Origin of the sequence: Dysgonomonas sp. (genome assembly GCF_035323175.1) — a bacterium.
Classification (GTDB): Bacteria; Bacteroidota; Bacteroidia; order Bacteroidales; family Dysgonomonadaceae; genus Dysgonomonas.
Genome location: NZ_DAOKYH010000001.1, coordinates 499082 through 517773 on the forward strand (window position 1 = coordinate 499082; position 18692 = coordinate 517773).

14 protein-coding genes and 2 tRNA genes are annotated in these 18692 nt (G+C 37.1%); 6 read left to right on the forward strand and 10 right to left on the reverse strand.

The window, feature by feature from the left end:
* Positions 1-202 precede the first annotated feature (202 nt).
* From PKC55_RS02120 to PKC55_RS02135, 4 genes are all read left to right on the forward strand, one after another.
* Positions 203-910 carry a DsbA family oxidoreductase gene (locus tag PKC55_RS02120; RefSeq protein ID WP_291130241.1) on the forward strand — a complete coding sequence of 236 codons (708 nt, stop codon included), beginning with the start codon at positions 203-205 and terminating at the stop codon, positions 908-910.
* 93 nt (positions 911-1003) lie between these two features.
* Positions 1004-1651 (forward strand): NAD(P)-dependent oxidoreductase, encoded by a 648-nt coding sequence (locus PKC55_RS02125; RefSeq protein ID WP_291130244.1) that lies wholly within the window; start codon positions 1004-1006, stop codon positions 1649-1651.
* Positions 1652-1681: 30 nt separating this feature from the next.
* On the forward strand, positions 1682-2539 hold the full coding sequence (locus PKC55_RS02130; RefSeq protein ID WP_291130247.1) for an SDR family oxidoreductase: 858 nt from the start codon (positions 1682-1684) through the stop codon (positions 2537-2539).
* A gap of 54 nt (positions 2540-2593) precedes the next feature.
* A complete protein-coding gene (locus tag PKC55_RS02135) occupies positions 2594-3223 on the forward strand; it encodes an NAD(P)H-dependent oxidoreductase (protein WP_291130250.1) in 630 nt (209 codons plus the stop codon).
* A 390-nt stretch (positions 3224-3613) separates the two neighbouring features.
* Here PKC55_RS02135 and PKC55_RS02140 read toward each other — a convergent pair whose 3' ends face one another.
* The 4 genes from PKC55_RS02140 to PKC55_RS02155 form a co-directional block, all read right to left on the reverse strand.
* Positions 3614-5710 carry a glycoside hydrolase family 43 protein gene (locus tag PKC55_RS02140; RefSeq protein WP_291130253.1) on the reverse strand — a complete coding sequence of 699 codons (2097 nt, stop codon included), beginning with the start codon at positions 5708-5710 and terminating at the stop codon, positions 3614-3616.
* A gap of 42 nt (positions 5711-5752) precedes the next feature.
* The gene (locus tag PKC55_RS02145; protein WP_291130256.1) at positions 5753-7525 is read right to left on the reverse strand and encodes an alpha-L-fucosidase; all 1773 of its coding nucleotides are present in this window, start codon (positions 7523-7525) and stop codon (positions 5753-5755) included.
* A gap of 33 nt (positions 7526-7558) precedes the next feature.
* Positions 7559-8302 (reverse strand): hypothetical protein, encoded by a 744-nt coding sequence (locus PKC55_RS02150; protein ID WP_291130258.1) that lies wholly within the window; start codon positions 8300-8302, stop codon positions 7559-7561.
* Positions 8303-8573: 271 nt separating this feature from the next.
* Entirely contained in the window at positions 8574-12419 is a 3846-nt protein-coding gene (locus tag PKC55_RS02155; protein WP_291130261.1) for a hybrid sensor histidine kinase/response regulator transcription factor, read from the reverse strand.
* Positions 12420-13980: 1561 nt separating this feature from the next.
* On the opposite strand from PKC55_RS02155, the gene PKC55_RS02160 reads away from it, so the two are divergent.
* Positions 13981-14172 (forward strand): TIGR04149 family rSAM-modified RiPP, encoded by a 192-nt coding sequence (locus PKC55_RS02160; protein WP_283686098.1) that lies wholly within the window; start codon positions 13981-13983, stop codon positions 14170-14172.
* 349 nt (positions 14173-14521) lie between these two features.
* Here the strand turns inward: PKC55_RS02160 and PKC55_RS02165 are convergent.
* Positions 14522-14605 (reverse strand) — tRNA-Leu (locus PKC55_RS02165).
* 39 nt (positions 14606-14644) lie between these two features.
* A tRNA-Gly gene (locus PKC55_RS02170) sits at positions 14645-14717 on the reverse strand.
* A gap of 201 nt (positions 14718-14918) precedes the next feature.
* Here PKC55_RS02170 and PKC55_RS02175 point away from each other — a divergent pair.
* Positions 14919-15158 (forward strand): hypothetical protein, encoded by a 240-nt coding sequence (locus tag PKC55_RS02175; RefSeq protein ID WP_283686099.1) that lies wholly within the window; start codon positions 14919-14921, stop codon positions 15156-15158.
* Positions 15159-15209: 51 nt separating this feature from the next.
* On the opposite strand, the gene hisH is transcribed toward PKC55_RS02175, so the two are convergent.
* Genes hisH through PKC55_RS02195 form a run of 4 tightly spaced genes read right to left on the reverse strand, consistent with a single transcriptional unit; the run spans position 15210 to position 18667 of the window.
* A complete protein-coding gene (gene hisH, locus PKC55_RS02180; RefSeq protein WP_291130265.1) occupies positions 15210-15803 on the reverse strand; it encodes an imidazole glycerol phosphate synthase subunit HisH in 594 nt (197 codons plus the stop codon).
* A 51-nt stretch (positions 15804-15854) separates the two neighbouring features.
* Positions 15855-16379 carry a TlpA family protein disulfide reductase gene (locus PKC55_RS02185; protein ID WP_291130270.1) on the reverse strand — a complete coding sequence of 175 codons (525 nt, stop codon included), beginning with the start codon at positions 16377-16379 and terminating at the stop codon, positions 15855-15857.
* Positions 16376-16795, reverse strand: coding sequence for a VanZ family protein (locus PKC55_RS02190; protein ID WP_252638870.1), 420 nt, complete (start codon positions 16793-16795; stop codon positions 16376-16378). The genes PKC55_RS02185 and PKC55_RS02190 overlap by 4 nt, the downstream gene beginning before the upstream one ends.
* A gap of 39 nt (positions 16796-16834) precedes the next feature.
* Complete coding sequence (locus PKC55_RS02195; protein WP_291130271.1) at positions 16835-18667, reverse strand: peptidase U32 family protein; 1833 nt, start codon at positions 18665-18667, stop codon at positions 16835-16837.
* Positions 18668-18692: the final 25 nt, after the last annotated feature.

Consider the following 18692-nt stretch of genomic DNA (forward strand, 5'->3'; position numbering starts at 1 on the left):
TTGTATACCGATATACTATAGTATACTACTATAAAAAGAATAGCAAATATACACTAATTTTGTCACACTAAAACTATATCGGTAATATTATCGGAATTTATTTCTTGTATAATCTGCTATTAGTGGTTTTAGTGTGTTATCCTTGCGAGGACAAGTAAATCTGAAATGAAATTTTATATGAATAATAAAAAGAAATCAAAAAATGAAAGTAGAAATATGGAGCGATGTGGTATGTCCGTTTTGTTATATTGGTAAAACAAAATTTGAAACGGCGCTGAATCAATTCTCAGAAAGAAGCAATATAGAAATAGAATGGAAAAGTTATCAGTTAATGCCTGATTTAACCACACAATTAGATAAAAACATCGATCAGATTTTGGCCGAAACAAAAGGTTTTTCCTTGGAGCAGGCCAAGCAGATGAATGCTCAGGCGGCATTCATGGGCAAGCAGGTAGGATTGGAGTACAATTTTGATAAGGCGATAGTTACTAATACTTTCAGGGCACATCAATTTCTTCATTTTGCAAAGGCTCATGGCAAACAAAACGAAGCGGAAGGACTGATATTCAAGTCCTATTTCACCGATGGAAGAAACGTTGATGATATGGCGACGCTGATAGAATTAGGAGAAAGTATCGGTTTGGATACCAATGCGCTAAAAATTGTTTTGGAAAATGAAACATATGCCAATGATGTAGAATCCGAGATTAACGAAGCAAGGCAAATTGGAATTCGTAGCGTACCTTTTTTTGTATTTAACAGAAAATATGCTGTTTCGGGAGCACAAGATCCACAAGTATTTCTTGAAGTTTTGGAAAAATCTTTTGCCGAATGGCATAAGGATAATCCTTCAGTCATGTTGAAGGTAAGCGATGGTGTTGTTTGTGACCCTCAAGGTAAATCTAATTAACGGTCAACAGAGAACATTTTATCAAAAGGAAAATTTGGCGATTTAGCTAAGACTAATGGAACAAAAAGACTGTAATCTAAAAACAAATAAAGTATGAAAGTAGTTGTTATTGGAGCCACCGGATTTGTGGGAAGCCACATTGTCAATGAATTGATAAGTAGAAATATACAAGTAACCGGTATTTCCCGAAATGAAAAAGTATCGGACAAGAACAATCTGAAGTATGTCGCAGCCGATGTTAAAAACGTAGAAGCATTGGCTGAAATTTTAAAACAACATGATGTTGTAGTAAGTGCATTTGGTGGTGGTTGGACAAACCCGAACATCTATGAAGATTTTATCAATGGTTCAAAAGCCATTCAGCAGGCGGTAAAACAATCGGGCGTTAAGCGTTTTATTACCGTTGGCGGGGCAGGAAGTTTGTATCTGTTGGATGGTACTCAGTTAGTAGACACCTTTCCCCAGGACAATCCTTTTCTTCCGGGAGCTAAGGCTGCGCGCGATTATCTTGATATTCTCAAGGAAGAGAAAGAATTAGATTGGGCATTTTTTAGTCCGGCGATAGATATGCACCAAGGTATAACTATCGGTAGAACTGGGAAGTACAGATTAGGAACCGATTATCCGGTAATGGATGACGACGGAAAAAACATACTTTCCGGCGAGGACTTGGCTGTAATAATTGCAGACGAAGTAGAAAATCCAAAGCACCATCAAATGCGATTTACTGCGGCATATTAAAGGTAAATATTAATTATTAAACTAACTATTATGATTTTAGTAACAGGAGCAACAGGGCAGCTTGGAGGAGCAGTGGTAGGAAAACTGCTGAAACACCTACCTACCGACGAATTCGCTATTTTTGCAAGAGACGAGGAAAAGGCCCGGCATTTTGCCGACAAGAGCGTAGAGGTGCGTATCGGAGATTTTGACGATCAGGCTTCGCTCGACAAGGCGATGGAGGGTGTCAGCAAAATATTACTGATTCCCACCATTGCTCCTCATCGTTTGGAGCAAAATAAGAGAGTTGTTGATACTGCAGTAAGAAGCGGAGTAAGACATATCGTGTTTGCTGGAATTTCGCACAGAAACATTGAAGCATCCGTTGTAGAAGGGCTCGATGCCCATTTCAAAACAGAAGATTATATTCGTGCGAGCGGACTTACTTATACCTTTCTTCGCAACAACCTCTATATGGATACATTGCCGTTTTATGCGGGCGAAAAGGTATTTGAAACCGGATTTTATCTACCGGCAGGGAGTGGAAAAGTGCCTTTTGCCCTCAGACGAGAAATGGGCGAAGCCGCAGCTAATGTATTGGTGCAGAACGGGCATGAAAATAAGATTTATGAGATTGCCGGAAGCGAGATGTATTCCTATAAGGATGTTGCGAATGTTCTATCCAAAGTATCAGGCAGAAAGGTAACTTACACTGCGGCAGAAACGGAAGTTTTCACTCAACAGTTGAAAGCTGCGGGTGTCGATGATTTCATTGTTTTCGTAGTGGCAGGATTCAACGTAGATATTAAAAACGGACAATACGAAATTGTTACTCATGATCTTGAAAAGCTCTTGGGCAGAAAACCTGCTGATCTGGAAGAGGGAATCAAAGAAGTATTTGGCTTCTAGAAGGAGATATTAATTTATAGAATTGGTTTATAAACAAATAAAACAGATAAATAAATGAACTTAGCAGAATCATTAAAATGGCGTTACGCCGTTAAGAAATATGCAGACAAGAAGGTCAGCCAAATAGATTTGACAATTATTCTGGAAGCCACTAATCTTTCGGCTTCGTCGGCCGGGTTGCAACCCTACCGTGTTATTGTAGTGGAGAACCCTGAAATCCGCCGGAAATTGGGTGAAGGTACATTTAATCCCCAAATTACCGAAGCTTCGCATTTGTTGGTGTTTGCAGCGATAGAAAACCTTTCGGTGTCTCACATTGATGAGTACATGCAGCGTATGGCATATACACGGGGGCTTCCGGTAGAAGCGTTGGAGCAATTCCGAAATATGCTTGTATCCACTGTCACCGGAAGGAAGCAGGAAGAAAATGTTATCTGGGCAACTAAGCAAGCCTATATCGGCTTGGGGACGGCCCTCGTTGCTGCTGCTGAACTTAATGTGGACTCTACTCCTATGGAAGGTTTTGATCAGGTCCGATTTGACGAAGTTTTAGGACTTCGTGAAAAGGGGTTGAGAAGTGTGGTTTTACTTGCATTGGGCTACCGTGATGCGCAAAAAGATCCTTATGTCAATGCTGCAAAGGTCCGCTTGCCTCTAAATGTATTCGCTGAATACGTGAAGTAAAAAAATGAGCCATTAAGAAATAAATGTAATTTTTTAATGGCTCATTTCACTAATCGATCAAAATAATACCACTGGTTAAGGCTAAACTTCGGTTACAAATTGCCGTTGCTGATTTTCTGTTTTAGTAACACCTCTTTAGAAAGCAAACTTGATGAGTAGGAAAGAACGCATAAGCCGTTAATCATTTGAAGCCAAAATCCTTCACCAAATTTGGGGACATTTGGATAGGTATCCCACCGAAAAAACAGTTGTTTTTTAGCTTTAAAAATAGGACTATTGGGCTTTTAGCAAGCCCAAAAGAACAATTAATAAAAAGATCCAAGAGCAAACCTTACTGTAACCGTTCTACTGAAATTGGTAGATTATAGCTTTTTGCATATAAGACTGTTATTATTCTAGTACTTTCCACACAAACACGGTTCCGTCTTTGCGGTTGGGAAGTGCTCCCGGACGATCGGCTGCATAAGGCTCAGTAGAGTCGGGAGTCAGTCCTATGAAACGATTGGTTTTCAGAGACAACAACATGCATTGGTTATGCAACATGTCCTGCCATTGAAACAAACTGCCCTTCGATTCTTCTTTCATCAACCGTACGTCGCCCGAAATGCCAATGCCTACTACGGTGAGAAAACCGGTTCCATTTAGAGCTTCGAGAGCAACCTGTCCTTTGTCGCGGTCGTGAACTTTAAATTGAACACCCTTGCCTGTTGCTTCACTCGAATTTTTTCCTTGCGAGTGCATCATTCCGTGAGGGTTGGCCCACACCAATTGGTCGGTGCCCAAATTGGTCAGCGTAATGATCTTTCCCACAGGAATATTCTTCGAACGGTCGGCCAAGGGCTCCACCAGTTTAAAGTCTTCGAAATCGGCATATCCGCCTTCAACACCAGTTGTATTGTAAGCAAATAAAGCATATCGTGAACCCTGGAATGTTTTAGCTTGATAAGGCAAGCGTACCGAATCACCAATATTCATGAACTCTTCTCCGTCGATGCTGTAACTGAATTGGGAAATGTCTTTTTCGTAATCACCTGTAGCCCTTAAATTTATTTTATCAACAGCTAACTTTTGCTCAATGGTTTTGTCGGTACATTGGTCGTAAAAGCGAAGGATGAAACCATCTTTCGTTTTTAAAATGCCGAGACTGGCATAAGGGATATTCAAATAAGCCAAACCTGCATAATCCCCTTGTTTTAAAGCCGATGCATCCAAAACAGCCGTAGCATACGATTCCGGGCCCACAACTCTCTGAGTCAACGTATTACTTGCCCAAAGAAAATCTTTGGCAGGCAGGGTTCGAAGGCGTAACGAGCCTTTTTTCTTGTTTAATTCCCACTTAGTATTAACAGGGTTGTGGTTCCATTGCCACACCGGTTGAAGTTTTGGTCCCGCAAAATCGTCGCTACGCAGATACGGAGCCGATGGCGTTGTGGTTGCCGCTACATTGGGTTTTATCCATGTACGTGGCGAACGTCCCAGGTTCCCGGGCAACCCAAAGTAAGGCCATTCTTCCTGCCATGTCACTGGCGAAAGACAGGTTGTACGGCCTACCGACATAAAATCCATCATGGACCATCCCCACCAATCGCCATTGGGCAGATCAACAATACCGCCCTGATGAAGCGGTGCCGCGCCATAACGGTTTCCTCCCGGAGGGGAAAGTTTAAATTTGTAACCAGGCTCAGGTAGTTGCGAGTCGCCCATATACACATTGGATGCCCACCAACCCACCTGAAAACCCATGGTTTCGTTGGCACTGATAACAGTTGTTTCATAAGGTCCAAAAGGGTTATCGGCTCGGGCACATTGCATACGCCCGCATGGTGCATAATTAGCACTGATAATATAATACTTCCCTTTTATTTTGTAGATATGATGGCCTTCGCCCATGTTATTGCCCGCCGGTATGATCACTTTCTCTGTTCCTTCTACGACGCCGCTCATATCAGCCTTTAATTCCACCATTCGAACCTCGTTGTAGTTATATACCGCATATATTTTTCCATCATCGTCGAAAAGAACTGACAAGTCATAAATTTTGGAATTCATGGATTTATGTGTCCATGGGCCTTTGGGGTCTTTCGCCATGTAAACCTGCATTCCATGATTGTTCACATTGGTGAAAATGTAAAACATGCCGTTGTGGTGACGGATACATGGAGCCCAAACACCCTGACCATAAGCTTCTTTTCCATTTCGAAGGTTAAATTCAGGTCCCAACGACAAAGAATCGATGGCATAACTCATGAAAGTCCAATTTACAAGGTCTTTCGAATGCAAAACAACCAACCCCGGCATACAATGCATGGTAGTACCTGCAAGGTAAAAATCATCGCCTACCCGGATAATGTCTGGGTCGGAAAACTCGTCATAAAACAAGGGATTGGTATAAGTACCGTTTCGGTTGTCGGCAGTCCACGATTGACCAAATGAGTTGAAACTCAACAGGCAAATCGTGACAAACAATATTATTTTAGTCAATTTCATTTTTCTATAATGCTCATAATATATTACTTAATACTTGATCGGCTAATCAACCTTAAACACCACCGATGTAGCATAAGGCATTTCTTTCGGGCAGATAACAGTTAAGCCATCTACTTCTTGTTTCCAACTCAATTTGCCTTTATATCCCAGTAGTTGTACTGATTTTACCGTTTTACCGAAATATTCAGCACCAGTTCCGAGTGATTTGATTTTAACTGAAGAGCCTGCTGCAGGTACATTCATGCAGAAAGCATAGAGTGAACCGTTTTTGCCGACCGTAAAACGAATATCCTGCGCATCGAATTTAAATTCAGCATGTTTACGCTGTAAAGCGCCACCAGGTAATATCTTCAATTTGCCATCCACCATTTCTCCTTCACCCGGTATTTTCCACGCATGGCTTCCATAAACACCTTCTCCGTTGCGCTTCATCCAAATACCAAGTTCCTTGAGCATTTTAATACATTCATCTTCTAATGATCCATCGGGACGGATAGGGATAGAAAGTGCGGCATTTCCGTCGCGGGCTATTGCTTCAATAATATATCGTATCATCATACCGGAATTGTAGGTAAAATTGGGAGCATAAAACCAATCGCCTACGGGAGCTTCTCCAATCCAAGGTTGGTCCGTTTTAATAGGAGCAGGAATTCCAAACTCTTCAGTATTTACTGTCCCGTTTGTTTTATGTCGGAATTTTACAATACTAAAAGTATTTACTTCTCCACGACTTTTAAGTGTACGATTATAATAATCAGCCATTACCAAGGGCATAGCATTGGTTTTAATTCCGGTTCCTGTGCCATTTCCGGTAAAAGGCCCTTGGACTGTTCCATCGGTATATATGAAATCAGGGTCATAATGCTCTACCACATCCATCATGCGTAATGCCCATTGCGTGGTGTACCATTTGGCATATTCAATATGATTGGTGAAAATACCCGCCGGTGGTGCTGACCAACCGGATGCTGCCGCTTTGGTTACGCCTTTATATTCACGCAAATCAATTCCGTAAAGCAAACGGGGATCGTAACCTTTCCACCATTTTCCTTCTCCATCGGCAAGGGTAAGATGCCCATCGTAAGGAATGCCTTTTTTGTCGCCCTCGGTATCGCTACCAAAAGCTGTCTGCCACCACCACCAGGTATATTCGTGATGAAAGGTAACACCGAAACGCATTCCATTGGCACGACAAGCTTTGGCCCATTCGCCAATAAAGTCGCGTTTTGGGCCAATATTAACCGAGTTCCAAGGTTGGTAACGCGAGTCCCACATATCATAATTGTCGTGATGCACACCTTGAATCATTAAAAAACGAGCACCCGACTCCTGGTATAATTTTGCAAGAGCAGCCGGATTGAGTTTGTTTGGATTCCATGTTTTCAGTACATCTTTGTAACCCACTTCTGAAGGATGTCCAAACCCTTTCAAATGATTATTGTTGGCTAAATGCCCTTGTTTATAGAGATTTCGGGCATACCAGTCGCCACTCTCGCCAGCCGATTGAGGTCCGAAGTGAACCCAGATACCAAATTTTGCTTCACGCAACCATGCAGGTTCACCCGGGTAATTCTTCTCAATGGATTCCCAGTTTGGTTCAAAAGGACCGGGAGTAACAGGTATGTCAAGCTGTATCTCGGAAAAAGTTCTTGAATCGCCCATAGGTACTGTATCAATTCCAAGTGGTTTTTGAACAGCAGGTATCGGAGGTAGTTTATCCGGCAATGTTGATTTAATGTGTATTTTCGATTCTTGGGCATTGACACTAAACGTTAATGCTCCGACTAAAATCATAATTCCAATCTTTGTTCTCATTATTATTTTAATTAAGTTATATAATTACTGTTTTTATCTAGTTAACGAAGGTCCTACATACGTTTTCTTTAATCCGCCCCAATCAATCACCACCCGTTGAATCATCATCTCCGGATCGCCGCATGTAAGTGAGAGTGTATGGGTTGACAACGATTTTTTTACAGCAAATCCTGCGATAGTAACCATCCCATTTTGTAGTACGCGATCTTTCCACGTTTCCGAATACTCTTTGTGATCGCTTTGTGATACAAATACAGGTTTTCCATCAACAGAAATACCGTAGCGGCTACTCTTTCCTTTATGAAGTGCCCAAAATGGTAAGCTGTAAACGTGTACAGTAACAGAATCGGATGTTACATCAGAAAATTCATATTCCACACGAGTTCCATCAAGGTTTTTAGGGTCTGCTGATTGTTCTATTGCTTCACCTAATTGCAATACATACCAATCGTAACCAATACCATCGATCAAACGAATGGTATGTCCGTTTTTACTTTCTCTATTTTTAATTTGTTTCAAGTCTATCTCCGTGCAATTTTCCAGTTGTTTTCTGCTTTGCTCAAGCTCAATATTAGCCGGATCGTAATGTAGAGTTGCAACAGATTTAATGGTTGTAACCGTAAAATCAGATTTATCTGTTTTGACTTGCTTATTTACTATCACTTGTGAAAAGGAAGCCTGGGATGCTTTAAGTGATTCCAAGGTGGCAGCCTGATTCTGATCAAATATGTTACCGGCCAATACAAAAAGTAGAAAAACTAATTTGACGGATTTCATGATACATTAGATCTAAGAAGATTTATCTGCTCAAAAATAATCTTATAAACAACGAAGTGCTTCTAAAATTTGAGTATTTCATTCTCAGTTTTAGATATAAATGAACGCTATTGAAAATCTTCTTTTGGTTAATAATGTATGGTAAGGTTGGCTTTCAATTGATCAAAACTCAAGGTGTGAAGATGTTTTTAGTTGATATACAATTGATTATAGATATAAGCAAAGTTAGTTTATTCGTCAGTAGTATGTGTGTATATTGCTATAGTAAATCCTAAAATTCTGTTGGCGATTTTCCGAATTGTTTTTTAAAAACAACCCCAAAGTAACTACTACTGGAGAATCCGCAAAGTTCACTTACTTCTGTGACGGTATATTTCTGGGTCTTGAGTAATTCTACAGCTTCATTTAGACGAACAACTCTGATCATATCAACCGGCGACTGTCCAGTTAATGATTTTAATTTTTTATATAGAAGTGAAGAACTGACATTCAATGCTGAAGCGAATTCGGCTTTCCCAAAATCGGGATTGCTTAAATTTGAATGAATCACTTCCAAAGCCTTCTTTATAAACTGGTCATTATGCTCGTTTGCAAATATTTGTTGCCCATCTTCGGGTTGGGAAATAAATCTTAAGGCTTTATCCTTGACTATCTCACGGTTTTTGATAATCGATTTTATTTTTTGAGATAATATTTTCATATCAAATGGTTTCGTAATGTAATCATCCGCTCCCAGTCCGAGTCCGGTTAATTGGTCTGATTTTTCAGAAAGAGCTGTTAGTAGAATTACCGGAATATGGGAAGTTTCAAATGTAGATTTTATTAGTTTGCACAGATCTAACCCATTCATGTCAGGCATCATAATATCTGAGATGATTAAGTCCGGTGTTTCTTTTTGAATCAAGTTCCATCCTTGAAAACCATTTATCGAAATAGAAATCTTATATTCTTCCTGAAAAGAATATCTTAAAAAATCCCGCAGCTCATCATTATCTTCAACAATCAATATATGAGTCTTCTTTTTATCTTGTGTTTCTATTTTTGTTAAAGTGGTATCTTCCGAGTTATTTGGTAAATCTAGCTGTTTTTGATCATTGACTTTTTCTGAATTACGTGGAATCACTACCTCAAATAGCGAACCTTCGCCTTCTTTACTATTAAATACAATATTCCCCTTATGCATGGATACATATTTTTTCACTAATAACAACCCGATTCCTGATCCGATTACTTTGGAGTTGATTACATTGTCTCCTCTGTAAAATTCACGAAACAGTTTCTTCTGATCACTTTCTGAAATTCCTAATCCATAATCTTTTACACTTAATTCCCATTGATTATCCCAACAGATTAGCTTGATGTCAATTTTGCTGTCGGCATGAGAATATTTAATGGCATTTACAATAAGATTATCGATAATTCTTTCAACTTTAATTTCATCAACATCCGAGTAATAAATCTCTGCGTTTTTGGTAAAGGTTAGTTCTATATTTCTTTTATCAGATGAAGCTCTATGCATTTGTATTCTTTGAGAAACAAGTTTTACCAAATCCGTTATTGTAAGAAAGAGCTGTTCTTTCTCCTTGTCTGCTTTTTGGAAATCGAGCAGTTGGCTGGTTATTTGCAATAACTTTTCTGACTGGCTCGATGTTATGTGCAAGAAAAGGCGAGATTTTTCACTCAATTCCGGTGCTTTGTTAAGTTCGTCAATCGGTGCCGTAATCAGAGTCAGAGCTGTACGTATATCGTGAGCAGTGTTCGCAAAAAAATTAATTTTATCATTAGCGTGTTGTTGCTTCAGATAATTGATATAATATTTGAAAGATATGTATATGATATACGAAATCAGCGAAAAAATGAGTAAATAAAACCACCATGTAGCCCAAAACGGAGGTGACACATGTATGTTGAGTACACGTTCATCCACAATTTTTGTAAATGAATTATCATACATTCTTATTCTGAGTTGAAACTTGCCACTTGGTATATTTGAATAATTTATGACCTGATTCTTGGATGGGATATTCCATTCTTTGTCAATTCCATCCATTTTCCAAGAAATCTTTGACTCACGAGAGTTGATGGCTATTGGAATAATTTCGAGTGTTATTGAGTTTTGGTTGTGTTTCAAGTAAATATTTTCCTTTTTATCAACAAGGACTCCATCTAATAATTGGGGGTATTCTCTTATCGATTTCCCGGAAATGTACATGTCCTGAATATATATTCGTCCATTTGATGGATTTTGATGCAATGTTTTGGGATTGAAGATATAAGCACCTTTATTAGTACCCCATATCAAGTTCCCATTTTTTAGCTTTAAGCATGCGTTTGCATTGAATGATGAGCTTGATAATGAGAGAATAGATGAATATGTATAGATTTTATTATCTGATAAATTGAATCTGCAAAGTCCGTTTTCAGTGCCTAACCAGAGATAGCCATTGTCGTAAATAATGCTGTTCACATAGTTAGAAGGAAGTCCTGATTCGGTAGTAATTTCGTGCACAGTTTTTTTCTTGTAGTTATAACAGATTAATCCACTACCATTTGTCCCAATCCATATATTATCCCCGATTATTATAGCATCCTGCCCGAAGTAATCTCCGAAATGAGTAACTTTACCAGTAACTTTATCCATGCAAATCAAACCGTAGGTGCAAAAAATAAGCATTTTAGCCGCAGAGAAATCTAGAAAGAATCTTACAGGCTGGGGGTCAAACATTCGAGTTCGTCCTTCTTTAGACAGATAACACATTACATCTTGTAGTCCCCCAACCCAGATATTGTTATCCCGGTCTCTATGTATATCATAAATGAATTTTCCATTAGGATTCATATTTTCCCTTTGATAATAATGAATTAGCTGCTTGCCACTGTTTCTATCTAAAATATAATATCCTGAAGCGTATGTTCCTGCCCAGATACGCCCCTGGCTATCTTCGCAAAGAGACAAAAAGACTTGAGCCTGTCCCTTTTTGTTCTGAAAATAGGTATCCCATCTATTTGCAGCCACTCTCCACCGGCTTATTCCGTTATTCGTGGCAAACCAAATGTCACCTTTCGAGTCTTCTAATATTTTATTTACATTGTTGTTTATCAAAGAGTTGTTTTCATTGATGTTATGAGTCAGATGAATAATAGACGAAAAGTCTTGTTCGCAAAAAGACAAGCCGCCACTATAGGTTGCAACCCATATCCTTTTTTGATTATCGCAAAAAACATCATGCACTCCATCGCCATTTATTGAAAAAGGATTATTGTCGTCTCCTTTATCTATTTTCAATACTTTACTCCCATCTTCGGATAATTTCCACAAGCCCTGACCATCAATTCCAATCAATAAAGTTGAATCATAATTTTTTTTGATAGCTAAAATTGGTTGATTAGGAAAATCTTCAATATTAGTTCTTGATAATTTGTTGGTTTTCAAATTAAAACAGAATAAACCATTGGAAAATGTTCCAACCCATAAGAGGTCGGCCTCCTTATCGTAAAAGAGAGTTGTGATATGGATATTGCTTTTTACTCGACAAATAGAGACGCATTTCAATGTATTTTTGTTCAAAATGGAAATCCCCCCTGTTGTCGCAATAAATAGCTCTGAGTCGGCTTTTTGTTCGATAAAGTTCACTATGCTTGATTCGAGACTAGCTTTTATCAGTTTACTTTTTTTGTAAACATATAAGCCTTTATTGCTTGAAATCCACAAGTTCTTAGTGTCATCGACTATTATTTTGGTCACATCTATAAAGTTGCTTTTCAGTAATTTCCTCAAATCGACGAATGAATTGAAGCGATCAAATAATTGGTCATACAAAAATATTTGCCCATTGTTTGTGTAAGCGAATAACGCAGAATCTGTATAGGCAAGATTCAATGAAATATAGTTTGGTGTTGCATTTGGAAGCTGATAGGTTTTATAATTCCCGTCAGAGAATCTCACAACTCCTGCTTTGGAAGAAGACCAGATAAATCCATTTATATCCTGACACACGGAATAAGTTTCCCGCATAGAAATATTGTATAGACTGTTTATATTATAGAATTTCAGGTCGTTAGAATATGCGTTAAAAGTTATAATGAATATGCCTATAAATAAGATCTTGCTTTTCATCAGACTATATATTAGAATAGGGTTTATGCTAAATAGTTTTGAAAGATCAATACTTTTAGTTGGAACAAAGGTACAAAATTCTTTTGCTGTTATTTAATTCAGATGTATTGTATCCTTGACAATGCAGACTTGATGGTTTGCCTGTTGCTGTCTTGGACAAATAAATTAATAGCCCGGAAGAAAAAAATAAATTTAGTAACCTTGATTGTTATTATGTTCATAATTAAATATTTAAAATTAGCAATAATACGTCCGAAACAATGGTTTATTATTGGTTAGTGGATTAGCCATATTCGTATAGATAACAAAAGAGGGACATAGCCCGAATTGGAGAAATACAGGTGGGGTATTAGCAACAAATTAGAATGAATTGATAGTGTGTTTTTTCGAATTCAGACTTGTTTATTCTCCTATTGTCAAATAGTTCATCCTAAATAAGTTAATTATATATAGAGACAAATTTTACAGTAAATTTTTTGTTTCGGAATTTAAAAAGGAAGAGGTGCAAATAAAATGTTTTCCTTATTCCTTCTGATTTGTTTTCCCAAGATTCTTATTTTATTCACTTTAGGATAATGAATCTCAAAAATGTACGCTAATTATTCTTTTTTAATAATTAACCGTGATTTTTCTAAGTTTTCCCTATATTAAGATTTTATTAATACACTACAAGTTATTTATAATTAAAAAATAATATAAAAATCATCCATCCAAAAATTAAAATAAAGAAAAGCATATATATAATTTTATGATGTAAAACTCATTTTTTTAATAAAACTCCACTTAAAATATACGTTGCCGAGCATAAGTTTGATTAAAGATAAATCCCTTTAATAATTATTGTAAGAAAATACTGTTCTCCGCTTGCATGACTATAATCAAAAAGTATGGCTATTATAAAAACAAATATGCTAGAAGCAATAAATGATATACTCCTTATAGTTGCAGGATTCTTCATATTATCTGTATCTTATTTATAAGGAACGATTTCCCCTTAATAACCTTTATTTCGCAGTAGGAAGATTCTTTATTCCAATAAATACAAATAAGAATATGCTGTAAAACATTAAAATTATTTTGGTTAAAAAAGTTATGGACTGTAGTTTTAACATTTACTAAAGAAAATACATATAATTAACACATTGATTGATTTATGTATAATGTTAATATTGCTAAACTAATTTTATATCATTATTAATAGTTGAATATTCTTTAGTATCATATTCTATTATATTTATGTTGAAATATATAATAATTCATACAAAAAAGATGAATAATATCCTTACTGATTTATTCATACTTCTAAATGTTCAATATACAAGTATCTATTCATCTCTCCTGTGTAATGAACTTCCACATAAAAATAATTTGTATAGACTATCCCAAGATGATCTCTGCTATAATATAGAAAATGCCGGAATAAAATTCAATAATAAAGAAGGTGATATTCTAGAAATTTATTTATAAATCAAAACTATCGCTAAATTACAGGACGGTAGTATAGTAAATCAGTTACTTACTATGAACAAAATCTGTAATGCAAACCTCAATTTATAAAAATATGAAAAAATTAAGTGGATTAAAATTTTCTCAAAATGTAGAATTAATGAATGAGAATGAGATGAAAATGATTCTAGGAGGTGGTGATCATACACAAGATCCAGAGCAAGAGTGTCCTGCTGGAACGGAACTTTGTACTTGTGACGGTAAAAATTATGTATGCAAAAATCCAATGTATTGTATTTGTTCCTAAGGATTAATCTTTTTTATCTTTAAGATCTAGAGAGTAGTCCGTAATTAATTTATGGACTATTCTATTTAATTCAGAAAAAATATTTCATAAATTATGCCCTTTCAAATTTTCTCTCGTCCAATCGGATTTGTAATATGTAATACGAAGACTAATAATTAAGAATCTCTAATCCGCTATAAGAATAACCCCTCTCAGTATATTATTCTTTCAAACTAATCTCAAACCCAATATACTCCTTTCCTTCCTTTACAATCTCGGTTTTATCGGATTGTTCCAACAAGCATTTCTACAAATACAAAACCCCATTGAAAAACTATTGTTAATCAATGAGGTTGTATAAATATTCGTGTGCGCACGGCGAGACTCGAACTCGCACATCCTTACGGAAACTACCCCCTCAAAGTAGCGTGTCTACCAATTTCACCACGTGCGCATGCTTTAAAACAAAAAAATGCGACCTTTGTCACATTTGAGCGAAAGACGGGATTCGAACCCGCGACCCCGACCTTGGCAAGGTCGTGCTCTACCAACTGAGCTACTTTCGCAATTGAGACTGCAAATATAGAGGCAATTTTTATTTTTTCAAAATTTATAATGTCTTTTTTCATACAAATTATGCACGAATCATATCATATCACTTTTCTGTGTTCCTTTTATGTTAGAAAGCATCTTCCGATCTCTTTTAAGTAATTAACTTTTACATTATCTTAGCCAAATACGAACCTGAATGAACTAATACAACTATTATGAGCACGCTGAATGGAACCATAAATCAAAAGGCAAAGCAAGACGAAATAGTCATGCAGAAGTTGAGAAAGAAAATAATCATAGAAATAATCAGGCGGCGTGCAGCTAGCCCTCATAAGGAGTATGAATTGACCGAAATGGAAGAATGTGAACTCGTGTGTATGTATATAATGGGACAAACATCGGTGGATATCAATAAGATATCAGAGTATATAAAGAGAAACTACTATACTCAATAAATTGCAAAGTTAGCCTCAAATATATAGTTCCTTTTCATGAGGGGGAAAACCCTATTTTATTTTCAGAAAGTTTTTTAATATATTTTCGCCTACGCTACCGCTTTTTTCGGGATGAAACTGTGTTGCATAAAAATTTTCCTTATGCATCGCCGCACTGAAGGGATGTATATAATCGCTTACAGCAGCTGTATGTTCGCTAATAGCCACATAATAACTGTGAACAAAATACACAAATTGGTTTTCTAAAGAGATATCAAATAAGTCACTCTTCACATTGGAAATTGTGTTCCATCCCATGTGAGGTACTTTATCCTCATGTTTTTGCGGTACAAATCGTTTGACCTCTGTGTCGAATATATTGAGGCAGTCTACATTCCCTTCCTCTGAGCGAGAACACATAAGTTGCATTCCCAAGCAGATTCCTAACACAGGCTGCTTTAAGTCAGGAATCAGTTTGTCCAGCCCTGTTTGTTGTAAATGTTGCATCGTAGAACTGGCTTCACCTACACCGGGAAAAATTACTTTATCTGCTTTTCTTATCAGTTCTTTGTCTCCTGTAACAACAGCTTCGATGCCAAGTCGCTTAAAAGCATGTTCTACCGAGAATATATTTCCTGCGTTGTATTTAATAATTACTATATTCATTGGTTATAGTCCTAAATGAAAGTTATACGGTTTTATACTGTATATCCGTATTTATTTTGCTAACAACGAATCTATTAACGATACCATTTCGTTGAACTCCTCCATTTTGAAAAGCCTAGTCAACATCACAATTTTACCATCCTTGTCTATAATAACATTTCTGGTGATGCCCGCTTCCCTTTCTGCATAGGTTGCAAATATATCCGCTTTAGGATCAAGTCCGATAGGGTAGGTTACACCTGTTGCTTTCGCAAATTTTAGAACTGTTTCTGCGGGTTCTTCTCTATCAATTCCAAATAGAGCGAAATTTGGGTTGTTTTTATGTTTCTGCCAGATATCTTTTTCTATATGTGGCATTTCTTTTCGGCATACACCACACCAGCTGGCCGTAAATTGTAGCATGACAACTTTCCCTTTGAGAGATGACAGTTTGATTGTCTTTCCCGATGGTAAGCTCATCTCAAAGTCAGGAGCTATATCACCAACTTTTACTTTATATTGATAGTCAATGTTTTCTTGTGAGAATATATTTACAGATGTAAATAATACAAATAAAATAATTGAAAGCTTTTTCATATTTCTTGTTCTCTTAATTCTTTATTTAATAAAAATCGTCTAAACCAAAACGAGAATGGAAGGGATGCAATTGCTCCTAAGGCATCAGCCAAAAAATCGTACCAATCTCCGCTTCTTCCGGGAAAATATTTACTTTGAAGTATCTCAATCAGGCCTCCATATATAATAGGAACCAATAGTGCGAAAAGGATAAGCTTTAGTATAATAATTTTACCTCGCTTATCGTAGATATAATTAAAAGAAGCTACTCCTGCCAGCCCAAAATACATCAAAAAATGAACAATCTTATCTGTGGGGATAAAAAGACAAAAATCGATCTCGGGAACATCTTTTGGAGCGATAAGGCAACATAAATAAAATATAATAATGGCAACTATTGCCGGTGGCCATGTATACCTGAATATTTTTCTTAACATAGAGTTCCACGTTTATGGGGGCTAAAGATAGATAAAATATTAATTAATGGAGTCATTGAATACCTTCATTTCGCAATTTTTACAATCAAAAAAAAGTCTCAGCCTTGTATTGTTGTACACCAGAAAAAAAGGCTCTTTATACGGATGTTTTTCATTGCCTTCTTTAGGACACCAGCCTAATGACTGTTTGATGCAATGACGGGTAAACATTAAAGGAACATCATTCTGTACTTGCTTCTCAAATGCAGGCTGTGTTACCGCAGATTGATGCTGAACATAAAACTGCTTACTCTTCTCATTCATCACATTTCCGAGATATGTAATATTGGAAATAGGAAAGACATGAGAGGTCTGTTTATGAGGAACGATATCTTGACGATATCTAATCTTTCGAACAGATAGTAGCTTGTCTATGAGTTGCCTTCTCCACTCCGATAGAACAGAGGCCGGAATAAACCAACTGTTTTTGAAGTCAAAGATTACATCGTTCACCTTAAATATTGTATTACCTGTTTTACTCAAATTGTTCCGTATACTTTCAGTTTGATCTTTTTGAGCAGGTTGCTTTTCTTGTTCAAAGTTGATAATTGCATGATTATCATCCTCATCTCTAATCTGAAGAGAAAAGCCAAATGTTGTTTCTTTTATTATTATTGATGTCTCTATTTTACGGTCGGCAGACTTTTTTGATAATAATTTCTCAAACTCATGGTCATAGTTTCTATACACATAAGTTCCCTTTTTTAGTTCGGGAATAGTTGCCGGATATATGTTATCTCCTTCTACACGGTTTACATTAATACCTTCGAGTTCTTTCTTGTTGTTGAAAAAACAAAGTCCGTCTCCGTTATGCAACTTTTTGGTACTATTTATCTTGATATATTTTGTTGTAACCTCAGTGATTTTGCCAATCGGTTCACCTACAGACTTTGGAGAGTCCAGCGACCACATATTATTTGTGCGTTCGTGCAAGAAATACTTTGTAAAACCTCTATTAAAACTCTTCTCAAGATTTGGCTCAAATGTATAACTTGATTTTCCTGACGATGATCTTATATATTCCGGGTGTCTTTCTATTATACGATCGAGTTTGGTACGATAATAAGCAACAACATTCTTTACATACGAAATATCTTTGAGTCGCCCCTCTATTTTTAAAGAACTCACTCCGGCTTCAAGCAGCTCTTCCAAGTTCTCCGATAAATTGAGATCTTTCATCGATAGAAAATGCTTTTTTGCCATGATCTCTTCTCCTTCGGCATCACTCAAAGTATAAGGTAGGCGACAATATTGGGCGCATGCTCCTTTATTCGCACTTCGTCCTGATAAAGCCTGACTGAGGTAACACTGACCGCTATAGCATACACATAATGCTCCATGTACAAAAACTTCGAGAGGTGTGGTGACTTGTACTGCTATGTCGTGTATTTCGTCTATTGTCAACTCACGGGGTAGTACTATTTGTTGAAAACCAGCCTTTTCTAAAAACTTTACTTTGTCAGCCCCTCGGTTATCCATCTGTGTACTTGCATGTAGGGCAATAGGAGGGAGGTTGAGCATCGTAATGCCCATATCTTGAATAATCAGAGCATCTACCCGGGCATTATTGTATAGCTGCCATATCAGTGCTTCTGTTTCCCTCAGTTCGTTGTCATTCAGTATTGTGTTGAGAGCTACATATACCTTCGCATTGTACAAATGTGCATATTCAGCCAGAGCCTTAATGTCATCGAGTGTATTGCCGGCAGCAGCCCGTGCACTGAACTTTGGAGCACCTATATATACTGCATCTGCACCATGATTGATTGCCTCGATACCACATTCAAGGTTCTTGGCAGGCGCGAGTAATTCTATTTTTCGTACTTTAAGCAAGTGATTGTCTTCTTTTATGTTTCTG

Excerpts from the sequence above, each read along its gene's own strand:
- PKC55_RS02175 (WP_283686099.1), top strand. The coding sequence starts at position 14,919 with ATGAGCACGCTGAATGGAACCATAAATCAAAAGGCAAAGCAAGACGAA.
- hisH (WP_291130265.1), bottom strand. The coding sequence starts at position 15,803 with ATGAATATAGTAATTATTAAATACAACGCAGGAAATATATTCTCGGTA.
- PKC55_RS02120 (WP_291130241.1), top strand. The coding sequence starts at position 203 with ATGAAAGTAGAAATATGGAGCGATGTGGTATGTCCGTTTTGTTATATT.
- PKC55_RS02125 (WP_291130244.1), top strand. The coding sequence starts at position 1,004 with ATGAAAGTAGTTGTTATTGGAGCCACCGGATTTGTGGGAAGCCACATT.
- PKC55_RS02185 (WP_291130270.1), bottom strand. The coding sequence starts at position 16,379 with ATGAAAAAGCTTTCAATTATTTTATTTGTATTATTTACATCTGTAAAT.
- PKC55_RS02155 (WP_291130261.1), bottom strand. The coding sequence starts at position 12,419 with ATGAAAAGCAAGATCTTATTTATAGGCATATTCATTATAACTTTTAAC.
- PKC55_RS02150 (WP_291130258.1), bottom strand. The coding sequence starts at position 8,302 with ATGAAATCCGTCAAATTAGTTTTTCTACTTTTTGTATTGGCCGGTAAC.
- PKC55_RS02190 (WP_252638870.1), bottom strand. The coding sequence starts at position 16,795 with ATGTTAAGAAAAATATTCAGGTATACATGGCCACCGGCAATAGTTGCC.
- PKC55_RS02130 (WP_291130247.1), top strand. The coding sequence starts at position 1,682 with ATGATTTTAGTAACAGGAGCAACAGGGCAGCTTGGAGGAGCAGTGGTA.
- PKC55_RS02140 (WP_291130253.1), bottom strand. The coding sequence starts at position 5,710 with ATGAAATTGACTAAAATAATATTGTTTGTCACGATTTGCCTGTTGAGT.
- PKC55_RS02135 (WP_291130250.1), top strand. The coding sequence starts at position 2,594 with ATGAACTTAGCAGAATCATTAAAATGGCGTTACGCCGTTAAGAAATAT.
- PKC55_RS02160 (WP_283686098.1), top strand. The coding sequence starts at position 13,981 with ATGAAAAAATTAAGTGGATTAAAATTTTCTCAAAATGTAGAATTAATG.
- PKC55_RS02145 (WP_291130256.1), bottom strand. The coding sequence starts at position 7,525 with ATGAGAACAAAGATTGGAATTATGATTTTAGTCGGAGCATTAACGTTT.